13 protein-coding genes and 3 pseudogenes are annotated in these 17,398 nt (G+C 69.9%); 6 read left to right on the plus strand and 10 right to left on the minus strand.

All coding sequences use genetic code 11. From position 1 onward, the window contains the following. Positions 1–4 precede the first annotated feature (4 nt). On the plus strand, positions 5–1,066 hold the full coding sequence (locus QEG98_RS27330) for a hypothetical protein (RefSeq protein ID WP_090491577.1): 1,062 nt from the start codon (positions 5–7) through the stop codon (positions 1,064–1,066). After that, entirely contained in the window at positions 1,063–2,130 is a 1,068-nt protein-coding gene (gene argC / locus QEG98_RS27335) for an N-acetyl-gamma-glutamyl-phosphate reductase (protein ID WP_090491578.1), read from the plus strand. The genes QEG98_RS27330 and argC overlap by 4 nt, the downstream gene beginning before the upstream one ends. On the opposite strand, the gene QEG98_RS27340 is transcribed toward argC, so the two are convergent. Beyond that, positions 2,069–2,869: a TVP38/TMEM64 family protein gene (locus QEG98_RS27340; RefSeq protein WP_316563372.1), complete on the minus strand. Its 801-nt coding sequence runs from the start codon at positions 2,867–2,869 to the stop codon at positions 2,069–2,071. The two genes, argC and QEG98_RS27340, sit on opposite strands and share 62 nt — an antisense overlap. A 186-nt stretch (positions 2,870–3,055) precedes the next feature. On the opposite strand from QEG98_RS27340, the gene QEG98_RS27345 reads away from it, so the two are divergent. Next, entirely contained in the window at positions 3,056–4,666 is a 1,611-nt protein-coding gene (locus tag QEG98_RS27345) for a Na+/H+ antiporter (RefSeq protein ID WP_141253569.1), read from the plus strand. A gap of 127 nt (positions 4,667–4,793) precedes the next feature. Continuing rightward, complete coding sequence (locus QEG98_RS27350; protein ID WP_316563373.1) at positions 4,794–5,660, plus strand: universal stress protein; 867 nt, start codon at positions 4,794–4,796, stop codon at positions 5,658–5,660. Between the two features lie 25 nt (positions 5,661–5,685). On the opposite strand, the gene QEG98_RS27355 is transcribed toward QEG98_RS27350, so the two are convergent. The 5 genes and pseudogenes from QEG98_RS27355 to QEG98_RS27375 form a co-directional block, all read right to left on the minus strand. After that, complete coding sequence (locus QEG98_RS27355) at positions 5,686–6,444, minus strand: hypothetical protein (RefSeq protein ID WP_316563374.1); 759 nt, start codon at positions 6,442–6,444, stop codon at positions 5,686–5,688. Between the two features lie 21 nt (positions 6,445–6,465). Beyond that, the gene (truA, locus tag QEG98_RS27360; protein ID WP_316563375.1) at positions 6,466–7,263 is read right to left on the minus strand and encodes a tRNA pseudouridine(38-40) synthase TruA; all 798 of its coding nucleotides are present in this window, start codon (positions 7,261–7,263) and stop codon (positions 6,466–6,468) included. A gap of 3 nt (positions 7,264–7,266) precedes the next feature. Then, positions 7,267–8,492: pseudogene (locus QEG98_RS27365) on the minus strand (serine/threonine protein kinase). Positions 8,493–8,565: 73 nt separating this feature from the next. After that, on the minus strand, positions 8,566–9,552 hold the full coding sequence (locus tag QEG98_RS27370) for a class I SAM-dependent rRNA methyltransferase (RefSeq protein WP_316563376.1): 987 nt from the start codon (positions 9,550–9,552) through the stop codon (positions 8,566–8,568). Positions 9,553–9,560: 8 nt separating this feature from the next. Continuing rightward, a pseudogene (locus QEG98_RS27375) lies at positions 9,561–10,885 on the minus strand (amidohydrolase family protein). Between the two features lie 116 nt (positions 10,886–11,001). Here QEG98_RS27375 and QEG98_RS27380 point away from each other — a divergent pair. After that, positions 11,002–12,132 carry a hypothetical protein gene (locus QEG98_RS27380; RefSeq protein WP_244171950.1) on the plus strand — a complete coding sequence of 377 codons (1,131 nt, stop codon included), beginning with the start codon at positions 11,002–11,004 and terminating at the stop codon, positions 12,130–12,132. On the opposite strand, the gene QEG98_RS27385 is transcribed toward QEG98_RS27380, so the two are convergent. The 4 genes from QEG98_RS27385 to QEG98_RS27400 form a co-directional block, all read right to left on the minus strand. Further along, positions 12,129–12,908, minus strand: coding sequence for a MerR family transcriptional regulator (locus QEG98_RS27385; protein WP_194858377.1), 780 nt, complete (start codon positions 12,906–12,908; stop codon positions 12,129–12,131). The two genes, QEG98_RS27380 and QEG98_RS27385, sit on opposite strands and share 4 nt — an antisense overlap. A gap of 175 nt (positions 12,909–13,083) precedes the next feature. Continuing rightward, the gene (locus QEG98_RS27390) at positions 13,084–13,341 is read right to left on the minus strand and encodes a hypothetical protein (protein WP_026114034.1); all 258 of its coding nucleotides are present in this window, start codon (positions 13,339–13,341) and stop codon (positions 13,084–13,086) included. A gap of 165 nt (positions 13,342–13,506) precedes the next feature. Further along, complete coding sequence (locus QEG98_RS27395) at positions 13,507–15,042, minus strand: fused MFS/spermidine synthase (protein ID WP_316567973.1); 1,536 nt, start codon at positions 15,040–15,042, stop codon at positions 13,507–13,509. Next, on the minus strand, positions 14,997–16,349 hold the full coding sequence (locus tag QEG98_RS27400) for a hypothetical protein (RefSeq protein WP_316563377.1): 1,353 nt from the start codon (positions 16,347–16,349) through the stop codon (positions 14,997–14,999). Before QEG98_RS27400 ends, QEG98_RS27395 begins: the two co-directional genes overlap by 46 nt. A 26-nt stretch (positions 16,350–16,375) precedes the next feature. Between QEG98_RS27400 and QEG98_RS27405 the strand changes: the two are divergent. Then, a pseudogene (locus QEG98_RS27405) lies at positions 16,376–17,397 on the plus strand (sensor histidine kinase). Position 17,398: the final 1 nt, after the last annotated feature.

Raw genomic sequence — 17,398 nt, forward strand, 5'->3', positions numbered from 1 at the left:
TGCCATGAAGGTTTTCGTCGACAAGGTGGGCAGTGTCACCCGCAACCTCGGCCTGGGCCGGACCGTCCACCTCGCGTCCGAGGTGAAGGCCGAGGAGGGCGCGGTGGTGGCCGTGCGCATCCACGGAGAGAAGAGCACGTACAACCAGCTCGAGGACGTGCACGGGCGCCTGGTGACGCTGCACGCCGGTGACATCGTCGTGGGCGCGCTGGGTCACCGCAACGCGCTGCACGGCTATGAAGGCGTGGTGCCGGCGTCCGTCACCGTGGGCGAGCGGCTGCACGTGCTCAACATGGGCGGCGTCATCGGCAAGTGCACGTCGCACAACCACGGCGTGGGCCTGCCCTTCGAGGCGGAGGTGCTGGGCCAGGTGCTGGAGTTCCCGGAGCTGATGTCGCGCACCGGGCAGCCGGCGCACGTGTCCTCCGGCGCTCTGAAGGGCACGTCGTCGCCGGTGAAGTGCCCCGTCGTCTACGTGGTGGGCACCTGCATGAACTCGGGCAAGACGTTCGCCTCGGCGGCCATGGTGCGCAAACTGGCACAGGCGGGCTTCCGCGTGGGCGGCGCCAAGCTGACGGGGGTGTCGCTGATGCGCGACACGCTGAGCATGCAGGACTCCGGCGCGGACGTGGTGATGGACTTCACGGACGCGGGCATCGTCTGCACGGGGCCTCGCACGGGCGCGCGCGTGGCGCGGGTGCTCTTCTCCGAGCTGGCGGCGGAGAACGTGGACGTCATCGTCGCGGAGACGGGCGACGGCATCATGGGCGAGTACGGCGTGCAGGGCATCCTCGCGGACCCGGAGCTCAAGAGCCTGGCGGGGGCGTGGGTGCTGTGCGCCAACGACCCGGTGGGCGCGTCCGGCGGCGTGCGCCACCTGCGCGAGGCGTACGGCATCGAAGTGGACGTGGTGGCCGGACCGGCCACGGACAACGCCGTGGGCGTGCGCTTCGTAGAGCAGGTGGTGGGCATCCCCGCTCGCAACGCCCGCGCGGACGCGGCGGCGCTGGGCGGACTCATCCTGGAAAAAATCGCCCCCAAGCTGGGCGCGGGGAGGAAGTCATGACGCAGGTCAACATCTACATCCTGGGTGCCTCCGGCTTCGGCGGCGGCGAGCTCTTGCGCATCCTCTCCGGCCACCCCGCGGTGGGCAGCATCCGCGCGGTGTCGCGGCACCACGCCGGCGAGCCCATCCACAAGGTGCACCCGCACCTGCGCGGACTGGTGGAAGGCCGCTTCGAGGGCGAGCCCGACTGGAAGTGGCTGGCGGACTGCGAGCAGCCCGTCGTCTTCAGCGCGCTGGGCCACGGCGACCTGGCCAAGCAGTTCGCGGGCCTGGAGAAGCAGTGGGCGGAGGTCGGCATCGCCGAGCGCCTGCTGCTGGTGGACCTGTCCTCCGACTTCCGGCTGGACCACCCGGGCCGCTACGCGGGCGCGTACGGCCGGCCCCACCCGTCCCCGGAGCTGCTGGGCACCTTCACCTACGGCCTCACCGAGTGGAAGCGCGACGCGGTGAAGACGGCGAAGCGCATCGCCAACCCGGGCTGCTTCGCCACGGCGGTGCAGCTGGCGCTCCTGCCCATCGCCTCCACGCCGGGCTTGGGGCTGCTCGCGGTGTCCGGCGTCACGGGCTCGTCCGGCTCCGGCTCGCTGCCCGGTGAGGGCACGCACCACCCGACGCGCGCGCAAGACTTCCGCGCGTACAAGCCGCTGGAGCACCAGCACGAGGCCGAGGTGGAGGTCATGCTGGTGGCCCACGGCGCGCAGCGGCACCGGCTGGCCTTCGTCCCGCACTCGGCGCCCATGGTGCGCGGCATCTTCGCCACCGTGCAGTTCGAGTGGCCGGAGCACGGCGGCGCCGTGGTGACGGCGTCGCTGATGGAGCGCTACCGCCGCTACTACGAGGGCTCGAAGTTCGTGCGCATCGTCGAGGGCACGCCGCGCATCGCCGCGGTGGCCGGCAGCAACTTCTGCGACATCGCGGTGGCCACCAAGGGCCGCTCGGTGGCCGTCATGGCGGCGCTCGACAACCTGGTGAAGGGCATGGCCGGCCAGGCGGTGCAGAACTTCAACGTCGCACTGGGGCTGCCGGAAGACACGGCGCTGCGCCAGGCCGCCTGCTACCCATAGGCCGCACGTCCCTGGGGCCTGGGCGCACGCGTCCAGGCCCTCCGCTCGCAACGGCCGCCTCCTTCGCGAGCAACTCCCGCATCAGCTTGCGCCCCAGGACGAGCCCCAGCAGCAGGCTCACCACCATGCCGGTGGCGGACACGGCCGTCATCCACGTCTTCCCCTGCCCCAGCGAGCTGCCGAAGAGCGTCGTCAGCAGCGTCCCGGGGAGGGTGCCCACCACCGCGCCCAGCGCCAGCGGCGCGTAGCGGGCGCCTGACGCGGACGCCGTCGCCAACATCACATCCGCCGGAATCACTGAATTGATGCAGGCCAGGAAGCCGAGCTGGAAGCCATGCTCGCGCGCCGCGCGCTCGAACACCGGGTGCTTGTCCCCGGCCAGCCGCCGCATGGGCTTGCGGCCCAGCCTGCGCGCCAGCAAGTGGATGAGGCCCGAGGCCAGCAGCGTCCCGACGAGCGCGTAGGCCGTGCCCGCGGCCATGCCGAAGAGGATGCCGCCCACCGCCGTGAAGAGCTGTCCGGGCAGCAGCGTCACCGGGCGCACCGCGAGGAGCAGGATGAAGGCCAAGGGCGCCAGCGCCCCCAGGGGCCTCAGCCAGCCCGACAGCGTCTGCTGATCCAGGTATTGCGGCCCCAGCAGCCGCAACCCCACGAGCAAGCCGACGGAGATGCAGAGCGGTCCGATGAGCTTGAGGCCCGCGCTCAGCCGTCCTCCCTTGGAGCGAGGGTGCTTGGACATGGCTCAAAGCTGGGAAGCCCCACGCGGGAAGGCAAGAGCAGCCAGGCGAGAGATGACGCCTTGCATTCCGCCTCACCCTGGCAATTTGCGATGCCCTCCGTGCGAGCAAGAACAACATCGAGTGCGTCTCTGTCCAGCTCAACTGCGCTATCGTCCCGCGCTTTGAGCCAAAACAGGTAAGGACGAATGCATTTCGAGTTGGCCTTCGTACTGATTTTCGCCATCGCGACCGCCGTGGCCATCGCCGCGCGGTACTTCAAAATCCCCTATACGGTTGCCCTGGTTGTCGCGGGCCTGCTGTTGGGTACGTTCAAGGCGTTCGAGCCGCCGCACCTCACGAAGGAGCTGCTCTTCGCCATCATCCTCCCAGGTCTGCTGTTCGAAGCGGCCTTCCACGTCGAGTTCCGCAAGTTCTGGAAGAACAAGATGGCCATCCACGCCCTGGCCATTCCAGGGCTCCTGGCCTCCGCGGGGCTCACGGCCTTCATCCTCACGCGCGTGGTGGATGGGTTGGACTTCGTCCATGGCTTCGGGATGCTGTCCGCGCTGGTGTTCGCGTCCGTCATCGTGTCCACGGACCCCATCGCCGTGGTGGCGCTCTTCAAGTCACTGGGCGCGCCCAAGCGGCTGCTCATCCTGGTGGAGGGAGAGAGCCTGCTGAACGACGGTTCCGCCGTCGTGCTCTTCACGCTCATCGTCGCGGTCGCCACGGGTGGCCAGTTCACGGTGGGCGGCGCCATGTTCGACTTCATCAAGGTCTTCGGCATGGGCGTGCTGATGGGCAGCGCGGTGGGCTTCGCCGTCGCGCAGGTCATCAAGCGCGTGGACGACGCCATGGTGGAAATCACCCTCACGGTCATCGCGGCGTACGGCTCGTTCGTGCTCGCCGAGCACTTCCACTACTCGGGCGTCATCGCGTCGGTGGTGGCCGGCATGCTGTGCGGCAACTGGGCCACGCACGAGGGCATGAGCCCCGCCACCCGCATCGCGGTGGAGAGCTTCTGGGAGTACCTGGCGTTCGCGCTCAACTCCGTGGTGTTCCTCCTCATCGGCCTGGAGGTGCAGCTCTCCTCGCTGCTGGCCTCGTGGAAGCCCATCCTCGCCGCCTATGTGGCGGTGATGGTGGCCCGCGCCGTGGTCGTCTACGGCGTGTCCGCGCTGCTCCGCTTCACCAAGGAGAAGATGCCGTGGACCTGGAGCGCGGTGCTCACCTGGAGCGGCCTGCGTGGCGCCATCTCCATGGTGCTCGTGCTCGGTCTTCCCACGGACTTCCCGCACCGCGAGCTGCTGGTGAACATGACGTTCGGCGTGGTGGTCCTCTCCATCATCTTCCAGGGCCTCACCATGGCGCCGCTGCTGCGCAAGCTGCGCATCACCGGCCTCAAGGACGCGTTCCAGGAGCAGTACGAGCTGGCCCGCGGCCGCCTGGGCGCCATCCACGCAGCGCAGGCCGCGCTGGAGGGCATGCGCCGCGCCCGGGAGATTCCGGGGGATGTGGTGACGCAGCTGGAGAAGGACTACCAGGAGAAGGAAGTCGTCGCGGAGAAGGAGCTGACGGCGCTGAAGCAGCAGTCGATGCGCTTCCACGAGGAGGAGCACCAGGAAGCGGTCCGCCGCGTGCTCATCGTGGAGAAGGCGGCGCTGCTCAAGGCCTACCAGTCCGCCACCATTGGCAAGGAGGCCTTCGCACGGCTGACGGCGGATCTGGATGAGCGCATCGCCGCCGCGGACGCCGCGGAGAACCACGTGCCGCCAGAAGGTGAGACTCCGGCCGTGGCCGGCGCCGCGAGCGCCTGATTCATCCGGGCACGGCACATCCGCCTGATGACATTCAGGCGGGTTTGCCGTGCCTGCTGCGTCTGGGCCTCCTAGACTCTCGTGTGTGAAACCACGAAAGCAGGCGTTCCCGAGGCGACTTCGCAGAGTGCTCGTCGCCACTGATTTCTCGGAGGCGAGCACCCACGCGGTGGGCAGGGCTGGACACCTGCCACTCGCGGACGGCGCGAAGGTGCTGGTGACACACGTCCTCCCCAGCCGCATGCCCGCGGAGGTGGGCACCCGAGCGCTCCAGGCCACCGCGCGCGAGCTGGAGCGGGTCGCCGACCGGCTGCGCAAGATGCTGCGTGCCGAGGGCAGCTCCGCCACGGTCGACACGCACATCGCTCGCGGCAAGCCCGTCGAGGCCATCCTGCGCCGGGCCCGGGCCTTTGGCGCGGAGCTCATCGTCCTGGGCCGGCATGGCGACAAGCCGCTGCGCAACATGTTCCTGGGCTCCACTGCGGAGAACGTCATCCGCGGCGGAGACCTGCCCGTGCTCATCGCCAACCGGCGGGCGCCTGGGCCCTACCTACGGCCCGTCGTGGCCGTGGACGCCGACGAAACGTCCAAGCGCGCGGCGAGCTTCGTTCCCACGCTGATGACGCCCGGCTCCGAGCTGACGCTGGTGCACGCGTATGACGTGCCGCTGGAGTACGCCGTGTTCCCCGGGCTGACGGCGAAGGAGCACAAGCACTACCGGCAGACGTTCAAGGCGACCGCGGAGCGCAAGCTCAAGGCGTTGCAGCGGGAGCTCGATGCAGTCGCCATCCCGTACCACCTGGTGATGGAGAGCGGCGGCTCACGCTCCATCGTCCTCGAGTTCGTGGACGACCAGGGCGCGGACCTGCTGGCGCTGGGCACCCGGGCGCGCTCCGGTGTGGCGTTCGCGTTGCTCGGCAGCGTCGCGACGGACCTCATCCGTGAGGCGAAGTGCGACGTGCTCGTCGTCCGCGAGGCCGAGCCCCGCGAGTAGCGTGAAGGCCCCCGCTCGTGCGGGCTCAGGCCTCGGGGGCCTTGCCTGCCTGGGGGTCGGTGGCGGGTGAGGCCCCTGCCTCTTCCGTCGCGGTGGGCTCCGCGCCCCCGGAGGCCTGCGCCTGCGATGCAGGAGCGTTCGCGTCGCTGGCTGGCGCCTGAGCCTGCGCGGAAGCAACCGTGGCCGAGAGGGCCGCGGCCGTGAGCGCGTCTCCAGCCACAGCCGTGGACTGGGCTTCTCGCTGCTCCAGCCGCGCCCCACCCTGCTCCGCCGCGCGGAGGAACTCGTCGTATTCGGACTTGCGCTCCGCTGCCTTGGCCTGGGTTTTCACCGACTGCTGTGCCGCGGCGTGCCGGCCCATCATCACCGCACGCGCGCTGAGCACGACGCCTCCAGCAAAGGCCGCCAGGCTGAACACGGAGCCGATGTCCCCGGCCCACAGCCCGTACACGCCGCTCTGGATGAAGGCCATCGCGTTCAGGAAGGCCGCGCCCGTGAGCGCCGCACCACCCGCCGTGGTCCACGGACGCAGCTCCATCACCCGCGCGGCGCCGTAGCACAGCACCGGCAACATCCCGAGCACCCACAGGTTCTCCAGCAGCACCGCCAGCGCCACCCGCAGCACGCCCACCGGCACCGCCTGGATGCGCACGCTCAGCCGAAGCGTCAGCGCCACGCTCAGAATCGACCCCGCGATGAGCGCGATGAACCCCAGTCCCATAATGAACTGGAAGCGACGGACACGGACGCGCAGCGGTTCGAGGACACTCGTCTTGGAGCTCACGGGCAGGCAGCCTACTCCACTTCAGCCCTCATCCTCTTCTGCGTCCGTCGTTCCCCCCGGCGTGCGGGCAGGCGGGCCGTCCCCGTAGAAGACCTCCTCCAGCACCAGCCCCTGAGCCGGCGCGGTGGGCCCGGCCCGCTTGCGCTCCTTGGAGGCCAGCACCTCCGCCACCCAGGACGCGGGCCGCCGTCCCTTCCCCACCTCCACCAGTGTCCCCGCCAGGTTGCGCACCATGTGCTTCAGGAACGCGGTGCCCTCCACGACGAAGGACACGGCGTCCCCCGACGTGCCTTCCACCGCCAGGCTCCGTATCTCCCGCACCGCGTGCTTCGCCTGGCAGTCCGCGGCCCTGAAGGCGGAGAAGTCATGCCGCCCCAGCAGGTGCGTGGCCGCCTGCCGCATGGCCTCCACATCCAACGGAGCGAAGACTTCCCAGTGCGTCATCCGCCGCAGCGGCGAGCGCGTGCGCCGGTTGCTCACGCGATACCGGTAGCGCTTGCCCCGGGACCACCGGCGCGGGTCGAAGTCCTCGGCCACCTCCACCGCGTCCACCACGGCCACGTCGGGCGGCAGCAGGCCATTGAGCCCCATGACGTAGGCCTTCATCGGCAACACCCGGGGCGTGTCGAAACACGCCACCTGCCCTGAGGCATGGACGCCCGCATCCGTGCGCCCCGCCGACGCCACCGACACTCGCGCCCCCAGCAGCCGCTCCAGTCCCGATTCCAGCACCGACTGGATGGAGGGCCCGTTGGGCTGCACCTGCCAGCCCACGTAGCGCGTTCCTTCGTATTCGAGCGTCAGCTTCAGCCGGGGCATGGGTCAGCGGTACTTGAGCCAGGACTCGAGCAGCTCGGCCACCATGCGGCCCGCGGGCACGTTGTTGCGGCGGGCCACCGCCTCCAGCGCTTCCGAGACAGCGGGACTCAGCGGCACGGCCAGGGTGCGCGGCTCGGTGCGGTCATCGTGGGCCAGGGGCTCCGGCTCCGGCGCGGGCATGGCCTTCGCGGTGTCGAGCGCGTCCGCCACATCCGACAACTCCAGGGCCTCCTCCGACGTGGGCGCGGCCGCGGCGCGCACGGCCGGCGGCGCTGCTCGGCGGCCAGCTCCTCCTCGAAGAGCTGCTTGATGAAGTTGGACAGGTGCAGCGCCGTGGGCGTGAAGTCGTACGCGTCCAGGAAGGCGTCCAGGTCCTTCTGCATCTGCGCGGCCGTCTGGTAGCGCTTGTCGCGGTCGCGCTCCAGCGCCCGCATCAGGATGGTCTCCAGGCGCTCCGGCAGGTCCTCGCGGAAGTACGACGGCGCGTAGATCTTCCCGTCCGTGATGCTGCGCATCACCGCGGCCTCGGACTCACCGGTGAAGAGCTTGAAGCCGGTGAGCCACTCGTAGAGCACCACGCCCAGGGAGAAGACGTCGCTGCGGCAGTCGAGCGGCTTGCCCAGACACTGCTCCGGGCTCATGTAGCTGAGCTTGCCCTTGATTTCGCCGTTGCGCGTCTGCTCCATCTGGTTGGCGGCCTTGGCGATGCCGAAATCCAGAATCTTCACCGAGCCGTCGAAGGCGACGACGATGTTCTCCGGTGACACGTCCCGGTGGACGATGTTGAGCGGGTTGCCGTACAGGTCTACCTTGGTGTGCGCGTGGTGCAGGCCCGCGCAGACGCACGAGGCAATCTTCACCGCGTACACCAGCGGGAAGGGAATCCCCAGCGCCTCCGCCTTGGGGACGACGCGGCGCATGTCCCGCCCGGACACGTACTCCATGGCGATGAAGTAGCTGTCGGCAATCTTCCCCAGGTCGTGAATCTGCACCACGTTGGGATGATTGAGCTGCGCGGCGAGCCGGGCCTCGTTGAGGAACATCTTCACGAAGGCCGCGTGCTTGGTCAGGTGCGGGCGGATGCGCTTGATGACGACGGGAGACTCGCAGCCGTCCTCCTGCTGCTGATGCGCGAGGAAGATTTCGGCCATGCCTCCCACGGCGATGCGGTCGATGAGGCGGTACTTTCCAAAGCGGCCGGTGTCGCGCTGCGGGGCGGCGGGAGGCATGGCCCGGCGAGCCTACCTGTGCCGAGCCGCGGAGTGGCAACAAACTTGGGCGGAGCTCGACAGGCCTCTATTCCTAACGGACCTGCACCCGGTGCACCTTCAGCGCGGGTTCCTGTCCGGGCGGCGGTGGGAAATCCAACGCGGACGGCGCCAGCGAGCCCAACGACTTCCCCTGGCGTCCCGCCTGGGACACCCCTTCGAGCACCATGGCCTCGAAGCGGCGGGCGGGCAGGCCCGCGTGGTTGCAGCACGCCACCAGTTGACCTCCCGGGCTGACGACACGCGCGGCGGCCTCGGCCAGCCGGGCATAGTCGCGCGCCGCGGAGAACCGGCCACTGCGCGTCGTCGAGAACGACGGCGGGTCCGAGATGACGATGTCGAAGGACTCGCCCTTCTTCGCCAGGCGCTTCAGCCAATCGAACACGTCACCGGCCACGTAGTCATACCGGTCCACCGTCTGGCCATTGAGGCGCGCGTTCTCCTCGCCCCACTCCAGCACGCGCCGGCTCGCATCCAGGTTGAGCGCCCGCTTCGCGCCGCCCGCCATGGCCACGACGCCAAAGGCACAGGTGTACGAAAAGAGGTTGAGCACGGTGAGGCCCCGCGCCTGCGACAGCAGCCACGCCCGCGTGTCCCGCATGTCCAGGTACAGCCCCACCGACAGCCCCTGCGCCGGACGGATGAGGAACGTCAGGCCGTTTTCGAGCGCGGTGAAGGACTCCACCGCTTCGCCCCGGGCGGGTGCCTCGGGTGCGAGCGACTCCTTGGCCACGTTGGCCAGGACACGCGCCTCCCGGGGCCGGCGCTTGAGGTAGAGGCTTCGAGGCGCCCAGGCGGCCATGGCCGCGTCGAGCAACGTCTCCTCCTCGTCCGGCGTGAAGTCCCGGTAGAGGCTGATGACGTACACGTCACCAAACACATCCGCCGTCACGTCCGGCACGCCGTCCGCTTCGGCGTTCACCACGCGCCAGGCCGTGGTCCGCGCGTCTCCCAGCAGCGGCCCGCGCCGGCCGCGCGAGGCGCGCAGCGTCTCCACGAGAGTAGAAGGCAATGTGCCCATGCCGCCGCTCAACTGCCCAGACGCGCGCGCGTCCAGACACGCTCCAGCGCCTGGGTCGCCGCGCGGGAAAGCGCCACGTAGTCGAGCCCCAGCAACTGCCCCTCCCGCACGCAGACCCGGCCGTTCACGATGGTCCACCCCACCGGCGAATGCGCCAGCTGCCCGAGCAGATAGGGCGAGTAGCCCGTCTCCGGATCCGCGGTGGGCACGACGTCATAGACGACGAGGTCCGCGATGCTCCCCTCCTCCACGCTCCCGGAGGGCAGGCCGAACAACCGCGTGCACAGCTCCGCCGGGCCGTTGACGAGCAGGTGCGCCAGCGCCCCATCCACGTCCGGCATCCTGCCGGAACGGGAGATGCGCAGCACGCCCACCAGCGCGGCGAGCAGTTCGTCCTGGAGGCTGCCATGGCCCCCGGTGCCGAGCCCCAGCAGGTGGACCCGCGACAGCACCGCGTCCATGGGGTCCGCGCCGCGCTCCAGCGCGCGCACGCCCCGGCCGCCAGCGCCACGAAGGCACCGCTCTGCTCCAGCAGCTCCGCCTCCGCGCTGTCCAGCACGCGCGCGTAGCCCGCGATGGCCCGCGGCCCGAGCAGCCCCAGCGCATCCAGCCGCGGAACCACGCGCTTGCCGTGCTGCGAATAGGTGGAGGCGAGGTCGTCCTCGCTCTCCGCGAGGTGGAAGACGGTGGGCGCGTCCAGCACCCGGCTCAGCTCCGCGATGCGGCGCAGCAGCGCGTCGTCACAGGTGAACGACGCATGGAAGCCAAGCGCGCCCCGGACCAGCGGGTGGTCCCGATGCGCGCGCGTGAAGTCCGCGTTGGCGTCCAGCCAGGCCTGCGCCTGCGCCGCGCCGTCCAATCCGTGGGTGGAGTGGCTCGTCACCAACCGCAAGCCCACCGCTTCCGCGGCGCGAGCCTGGGCGGCGAGTCCTCCGGCCACGTCCTGGCAGGACAGGTGCTCCACCGCCAGGGTGACGCCGTGACGCAGGGCTCGGGCCGCCGCGTAGCGGGTGAGTGCCTCCACGTCCTCGTTCGTGAGCAGCCGCGCCACGTGCCGGAGCCGGTCCAGTCGCTCGCGGGGCGGAAGCATCAGGAAGTGTCCCGTCGGCGGCAGCAACTGGCCGTTGACGAGGTGCGTGTGGCAGTCCACCAGGCCTGGCGCCACCAACCGGCCATGACAGGCGACTTCCCAGTCCCCGGGCAGCACGGGCACCTGGGCGTCCGGAGCCATGCGGCGGATGGTGTTGCCTTCCACCACCACGGCCATGCCATGGCGGACGCGTCCGTCCGCCCTGAACACGGCGCAGTTTTTCAGAAGCAGGCGGCCTTCCATGAAAGCCCTGTTCTAACACGGGCGCGGCGCGGCGCGAGCGGCGCCACCGCCAGCGAGCATGTTAGGGTCCGTACGGTATGACGCCGCTGAGCCCCGCCGTGAACTCCCCGCCTCCCGTGACGGCACCCTCCCCGGGAGGGGCGCTGGCCTTCCGGGACTTGTGGCTCTTCTCACCGCGGGCAGACGCCCTCATCGTCGCCCTGCCCCTGGCCCTGGCCCTATGCACGGCGGCCGCCAACGTCTGGCTGGCCCCGGGCGCCGCGGAAGGCGCGCACCGCCTTTCAGCCTGGACGGCGCAGAACCTGCTCGGCAACGCCACCCACGTCATCCTCACGTTCCTGCTCTTCGCGGTACACCGGGACGTGCTGACGTCCGCCCCGGGCCAACCCCGGCAGGTGCTGGCGGGTTCGCTGGGCATGCTCGCGGTGGGCACGGTGCTCTTCTTCACCTTCTACGCGGAGCGCACGGCGCACACGTATGGCGTGGCGGTGATTTTCAACGTCTTCGGCACGCACCACACCCTGTCCCAGCACCGGGGCATCTGGTCACTCCACGGGCTGCGCGCGGGCAAGGCCGGCCTGCCCGGCGCGTCGGCGCTGGAGCGCAAGCTGCAACAGATGTACGTCCCGCTGCTGCTCACGCTGCTGCTGGTGCGCATCTTCTTCGTGCCGGAGGCCCCCGGGCCCGATGCGCCGGCGTACCTCGACATTGGCCAGGGAGCGGTGCTCCCGCACGGCACGCTCGGGGTGCTGCTGGCGGTGTGGCTGGGCTACTTCATGCTGCTGTTCCGCACGGTGCTGCGCGCGGAGGCCGTCAGCGGGCCCAAGGTGCTCTACCTCCTGGCCATGGCGACGGCGACCGGGCTGGTGCTGGTGGCGCCCACCTGGGGCTACGTCATGCTGCCCGGCATGCACGGCCTGGAGTACTACATGCTCACCGCGCGGATGCTGGAGCCGCGCGAGGGTGACACGCCCCGGCTGCCGCGGAAGTTCATCGTCCCGGCGATGATTGCGTCCATGCTGCCCCTGTTGGCGCTGGGCGCGGTGCATGGCCTGCTCCAGCAGGGCGTGGTGCGCGGCGCGCTGGGCAGCAACATGGGCGTGGCGGAGACGCATCCCCTGCTGCGCGCCATGACGTCCCTGGGCTTCGCGGTGGTGCTGGCGCACTACTTCGCGGACGCGCTCATCTACCGCTTCCGGATTCCCTCCATCCGCGCGGTGATGCTGAAGCGGCTGGGCTTCAGCTAGCCGCAGGGAGCATCGGCGGCCCCCTGTCGCTCCGCGTTGGCCGCGAAGGCATCCCGGAGGAACAGCGACAGGCCAGGGCGCACCTTGTCGATGTTCTCCGTGAAGCGCGTATCCGCCACGTACATCTCCCCCAGGCCCCGGTGCATGGCGGGTGGGCACGCGTAGAACCACTTGCCCAGGTATTGCCGGTGCGCCTCGGCCAGGTCCATGGCCGCGGCCGACGCGGCGCTGGTGCCCGCCGCGAGCAGGTCCGCCAACGCCTGGAAGAGGGCGTCGCCCTCCTCCTTGATGCGCTTCCAGTCCTCCTTCTTGTAGCGCGCCGCCCTCCGGGCGGATTCCTTGTAGGCCTCCGTGTTCCCCCAGCGCTGCTTCGCCTCCTCCTCGTACTTCGAGGGGTCGAAGTCGCCAAAGGCCTCGAACATCGCGTCCTTGTCCACGTGCGTCCCCTTCTCCAGCGCGTCCAGCGCCGCGTCCACGGCATGCACCAACGCGTCCAGACGGGCGGCCCGCTCCGTCAGGAGCTGCCGCTGCATCCGCAGCGCGGTGCGCAGGTCGAAGGTGGGGTCGCCCAGGATGCGGCGGATGTCCTCCAGCGGGAAGCCCAGCTCCTTGAAGAAGAGCACCTGCTGGAGCTTCTGGAGGTCCGCCTGTGAATAGAGCCGGTAGCCGGCCTCGCTGCGGTCCGAAGGACACAACAGGCCCAGCTCGTCATAGTGGTGCAACGCGCGGATGCTGATTTTCGCCAACCGGGCGACCTGGCTCACCGTCAGGGCCATCTCCACCTCTTGATGAGGAGGTGTAGGGCCTCACGTCGCGTGAGGGTCAAGCCCCTGGGCGGGGGTGCTGCCACTTCCGGCCGGGCACCGGGCTGACGACTCAGCCCTCGACCTCAGCCGCCCGAGAGGAGCCACCCACACGAGGCAGGTATGGCTCCCCCCGGAAGGACACGGCTCAGTACGCGTTGTTCTGGCCGAACGTCTTGATGGTCTTCTTCTCCAGCTGGCGCTGACGCTCGGTGGCCTCGGAGTCGACGGAGGCGTTACCGGCCAGCGCGTCGGCGGAGGCGCCGAACAGCTTGCGGATGTTGTCGCCGAACAGGGTCACCACGCCGATGGCGGCGATCGCGATGAGGGCGACGATGATGATGTACTCGGTCATGCCCTGGCCACGAGCCTTGCGGAGCTGCTGCTTCTTCGAGATCGCCTTCATGGAACTCTCCGGGGATTGCAGTGGTGGAAAAAACACCCTGCTGCTTGGGTGATTCGCACCCTAGGGCAGATCCCACTTCCACCTCCATCGGTCATCGGGAGGATGCCAGGAATTCTCAGTGATTCCAGGCGATTGGCCCGATTGGGATGCTCCAGGCCCCCCATTTCAGGGGCTCCCGGGCGCGGCAACGGGCGTTTGGGAGCTGCCTTCGCAGCTCGAACGGGGCAGCGCCTCGCAGAGCGAGCGCAGCGCCCGGGCCAGATGTTCGTCGTCCGGGTGCCGGGACGCAACCTCGCGCCCCAGGGCCACGGTGTCGTGCAGGGCACCTACAGGCGTCCACATGGTGCGCGAAGCCCAGGTCTGAGCCGTCACCAGCCGGAGGTAGGCCGTCACCAGCGCGGGCTCGCGTCCTCCCCGCGCCACCTCGGGCTCCAGGAGTGAGGCGGCCAGCGTCAAATCCTGCTGGGCCAGCGCCGCCTTGCCCAGGGCCAGGGCGGACTCCGGGCTGTCGGGGGCCAGCCGCCGCCACTGCGCGGCCGCGCCTCGCACCATGGGGTCATTGGGCGCGTGGTAGCGCTCGATGTTCCGGTACAGCCCGGCGGCCTGCTCCGCGGTGGGCGGGTGCTGCTGGACGTAGTCGTGCAGGAAGAGGCGGTCCGCCCCTTCGGGCGCGCGCCGCTCGTCCTTCACGCGCACGTCCAGATTCGACACGAAGAAGGCGATGGGCGACGCGTACTCCAGCAGGTTGTGGTCGTCCGTGTTGATGGGGCCCTCACCGGCGAACTCGAGCTGGCCGGCCTCGCTGTGCACCTGCTTGGACAGCAGCGCGAACACGTCGTTGATGCCCACGCGGGACAAGTCCTTCCGCACCTCCGGATGCCCCATGCGCTCGGCCAGGCGCGCCGCATCGAAGGCCAGGGGCTTGCGGCTGGCCACCATCACCAGGTCATGCGGCCCCAGCCACGTGGTGGCGTGCGGGAAGGTGTCTCGCAGGGTGCGGACCACCAGCTTGATGAGGTCCTCGTTGCTCTCGTAGGTGTGAATCCACTGCACCAGCACGCCGTCGTCCGCCAGGTGCCGGTCCACCGTCTGGAAGAAGTCCCGCGTGAAGAGGCCGGACACGCCGGACACCCACGGGTTGGACGGCACGCTCACCACCAGGTCGTACTTGCGCGGCGACAGCGCCATGAACGTCTTGGCGTCGTCCACGTGCACGTGGGTGCGCGGGTCATCCACCGCGTTGCGGTTGTCCGCCTTGAACAGGCGCGCCGCGTCGATGACGGCGGGAGCAATCTCCACCATGTCCAGGTGCTCCACGGGGTGCACCAGCACGCTGCCCGCGGTGATGGCCGCGCCGGCGCCCACCAGCAGCACCGTCTTGGGCTCACGCGGATGCAACAGGGCGCCCAGGTGACCGGCCACCACCTGCGTCTCCACGTCGCTCCCGTTGGACGCGTCCACCTTCCCGTTGAGCTTCATGAACCGCAGGTTGTCCACGGGAACGTCCGCCACCATCACCGTGGCGAAGGTGTCGTCCTGGTAGAAGATGGGGCGGATGAGGGCCTCCGTCTCCGCCACCAGCTTCGCGTAGCTCTCCGGCGGCTTCTCATGGGAGCGGATGGAGGCGATGCCCGACAACCGCACGGCCCAGCCGCTCATCCCGCCCAGCACCACCAGCGCCAGCACCGCCGTGGCGGCCACCGGCCACAAGGCGCGCGCGTGCTGCGCGGGACGGCCGGGGCCGCGTGGAAGGCCAGCCCCGCGCCGAGCAGGTTGGCCGCCACGCCCGCGATGAAGTTGCCCTCCATGCCCCACCACGGCATCAGCACCAGCACGCCCAGCGCCGAACCCGTAATCGTGCCCACCGTGTTCCACAAGTAGACGCCGCCCAGCTGGCGCCCCACCTCGGACACCTTGGCCGTGGCCACGCGCGCCGCCGCCGGGAAGGCCGCGCCCATGAAGAAGGTGGGAACCAGCAGCACCAGGCAGCAGAAGCCGAAGGTCAGCACCTGGAACAGCGGCCAGGTGTCCAGCGAGCGCGTCATCATCCACTGCGCCTTGCGGAACAGGTGCGGCAGCCGGACGTAGAGCGGCAGCGCCACGCAGATGCTGGCCACCAGCGCGACCTGGAGCCGGCCGAACAGGCGCAGCGAGTCCACCTGTCCCTTGCGCGTCATCAGCCAGAAGCTGCCCAGGCCGATGCCCATGATGAACGCGGTGAGGATGAGCGTGAAGGCGTAGGTGGACGCGCCCAGGACGATGGACAGCAGGCGGATCCACGTCACCTGGTACAGCATGGACGTGAAGCCAGACAGCAGCACGCCGATGAGCGCCGCCCTCACCGCGATGCGCGGATAGGACACCTCCGCGTCGCCCGCTTCCGCGGGAGGCGTCTGTCCCGGCACCAGCGCGGGAGGGAAGCGCCGGGCCAGCCCCAGCGAGGCCAGCGCCACCAGGATGTTGAGCCCCGCGGCCAGCCCCGCCGAGGAGGACAGGCCGATGGCGGGCACCAGCTTCGTCCCGGCGATGAACACACCCACCGCCGCGCCCAGACTGTTGACGGCGTAGAGCCGCGCCAACTCGTAGCGCACCCCCGACAGGCTGGAGGCGAAGTGCCGCACCAGCGCCGGCAGCGTGCCGCCCATCAGCAGCGTGGGAATCAGCAGCGACGCGGAGGAGACCAGCAGCCGGGGCCCCAGTCGCCAGCCATCCGGTACGGACGGGGCCACGTTCAGCCACAGCGCCCCCAGCACATCGAGCACATAGGGGAAGGCCAGCGCGTACAGGCCCACGCCCAGCTCCAGCAGGCCGTAAAGGGCCAGGGGGTTCTTTGCCCGGTCGGCTGTCCGCCCGAAGACAAATGCCCCCAGCGCTTGCCCGCCCATGAACGTGGCGAGCACCACGGCATGCGCCTGGCCGCTGTTCCCCAGGACATTCCCGAGGTACTTGGACCAGACGAGTTCGTAGACGAGCGCAGTGCCCCCGGACAGGAAGAGGAGGCAGGCCACAAGGTTCTTAGGAAAACGCGCCGGAGATGACATGGGGACAGCGCGGAACCTTAGTCGGTATGTTTCAGGCCCATCAAATGAACACCCATCTCCTGCAAGCCGCGATGCTCGCCTGGACTCCAAGCCTGCGGGTGACACGCGCCGAAGGCGACCTCTCCAGCATCCTGCGGCGCCCCGCCGAGGCCCTGTTGGAGCAGCCGCTCCACGAGGTCCTCGGCGTGTCGCCCAAGCGCGCCCGTGAGCTGGACGCCCGCGCCCGCGAGGACCGCCGCGCGGTGGAGTTCATCTCCGCCAACCTCGGCGGCGAGGACGCGTGCCCCCTCCGCCTGTCCCTGGGACTGGACGACGGCGAGGCCAGCGCCACCGTGCTGGACCTCAACGCCGTGCTGGACGGCGCCCCCCCGGTGCAGATTTCACGGCTGTCCTCCTCGCTCAGCCACGAGATTCGCAACCCCCTCTCCTCGGTGAAGATGGCGGTGCAGACGCTGGCCCGGAACACCAGCCTCAATGACCGGGACAAGCGGCGGCTCACCATCGCCAACCGGGAGATTCGCACCATGGAGCGCATGCTCTGGCTCCTCTCCGAATACGGCCGCGACACCACCCCGAAGATGGACGCCCATCCGCTGCGCGGCGTGGTGCAGGAGGCCACGGAGATGGTGGCCCCCGAGCTGGCCGAGCGGCGCGTGGAAGTCCGCGTGGACGAGGAACCCGACCTGCCCCGCGTCCGGGTGGACCCGACGCGGCTGCGGCCCGTGCTGGCCCAGGTGCTGCTCAACGTCGCCATGGGCCGGCGGAGGGCAGCCCGATGGAGGTAGCCCTGCGCCGGGGCGGCCCCCACCAGGTGATGATGGTGCTCCACGACCCCGCCGCCGCCCTGCCCCCGAGGAGAACGGTTCGCTCTTCGAGCCCTTCGGCTCCCGGCTGGCCCGGGGCGCCGGTCTGTCCCTGGCGGCCCTGCGCCGGGTGATGACGGGCGTGGGGAGACGTGGCCGCCCGGGGCAGCGCCGAGCCGGGCGTGGTGCTGACGCTGACGTTCGCCACCTGAG

The organism is Myxococcus sp. MxC21-1, from assembly GCF_032612255.1.
GTDB classification, from domain to species: domain Bacteria; phylum Myxococcota; class Myxococcia; order Myxococcales; family Myxococcaceae; genus Myxococcus; species Myxococcus virescens.

Bases quoted from the DNA above. Each gene is read 5' to 3' on its own strand.
- QEG98_RS27345 (WP_141253569.1), top strand. From the start codon at position 3,056: ATGCATTTCGAGTTGGCCTTCGTACTGATTTTCGCCATCGCGACCGCC.
- QEG98_RS27370 (WP_316563376.1), bottom strand. From the start codon at position 9,552: ATGGGCACATTGCCTTCTACTCTCGTGGAGACGCTGCGCGCCTCGCGC.
- QEG98_RS27340 (WP_316563372.1), bottom strand. From the start codon at position 2,869: ATGTCCAAGCACCCTCGCTCCAAGGGAGGACGGCTGAGCGCGGGCCTC.
- QEG98_RS27390 (WP_026114034.1), bottom strand. From the start codon at position 13,341: ATGAAGGCGATCTCGAAGAAGCAGCAGCTCCGCAAGGCTCGTGGCCAG.
- QEG98_RS27385 (WP_194858377.1), bottom strand. From the start codon at position 12,908: ATGGCCCTGACGGTGAGCCAGGTCGCCCGGTTGGCGAAAATCAGCATC.
- argC (WP_090491578.1), top strand. From the start codon at position 1,063: ATGACGCAGGTCAACATCTACATCCTGGGTGCCTCCGGCTTCGGCGGC.
- truA (WP_316563375.1), bottom strand. From the start codon at position 7,263: ATGCCCCGGCTGAAGCTGACGCTCGAATACGAAGGAACGCGCTACGTG.
- QEG98_RS27330 (WP_090491577.1), top strand. From the start codon at position 5: ATGAAGGTTTTCGTCGACAAGGTGGGCAGTGTCACCCGCAACCTCGGC.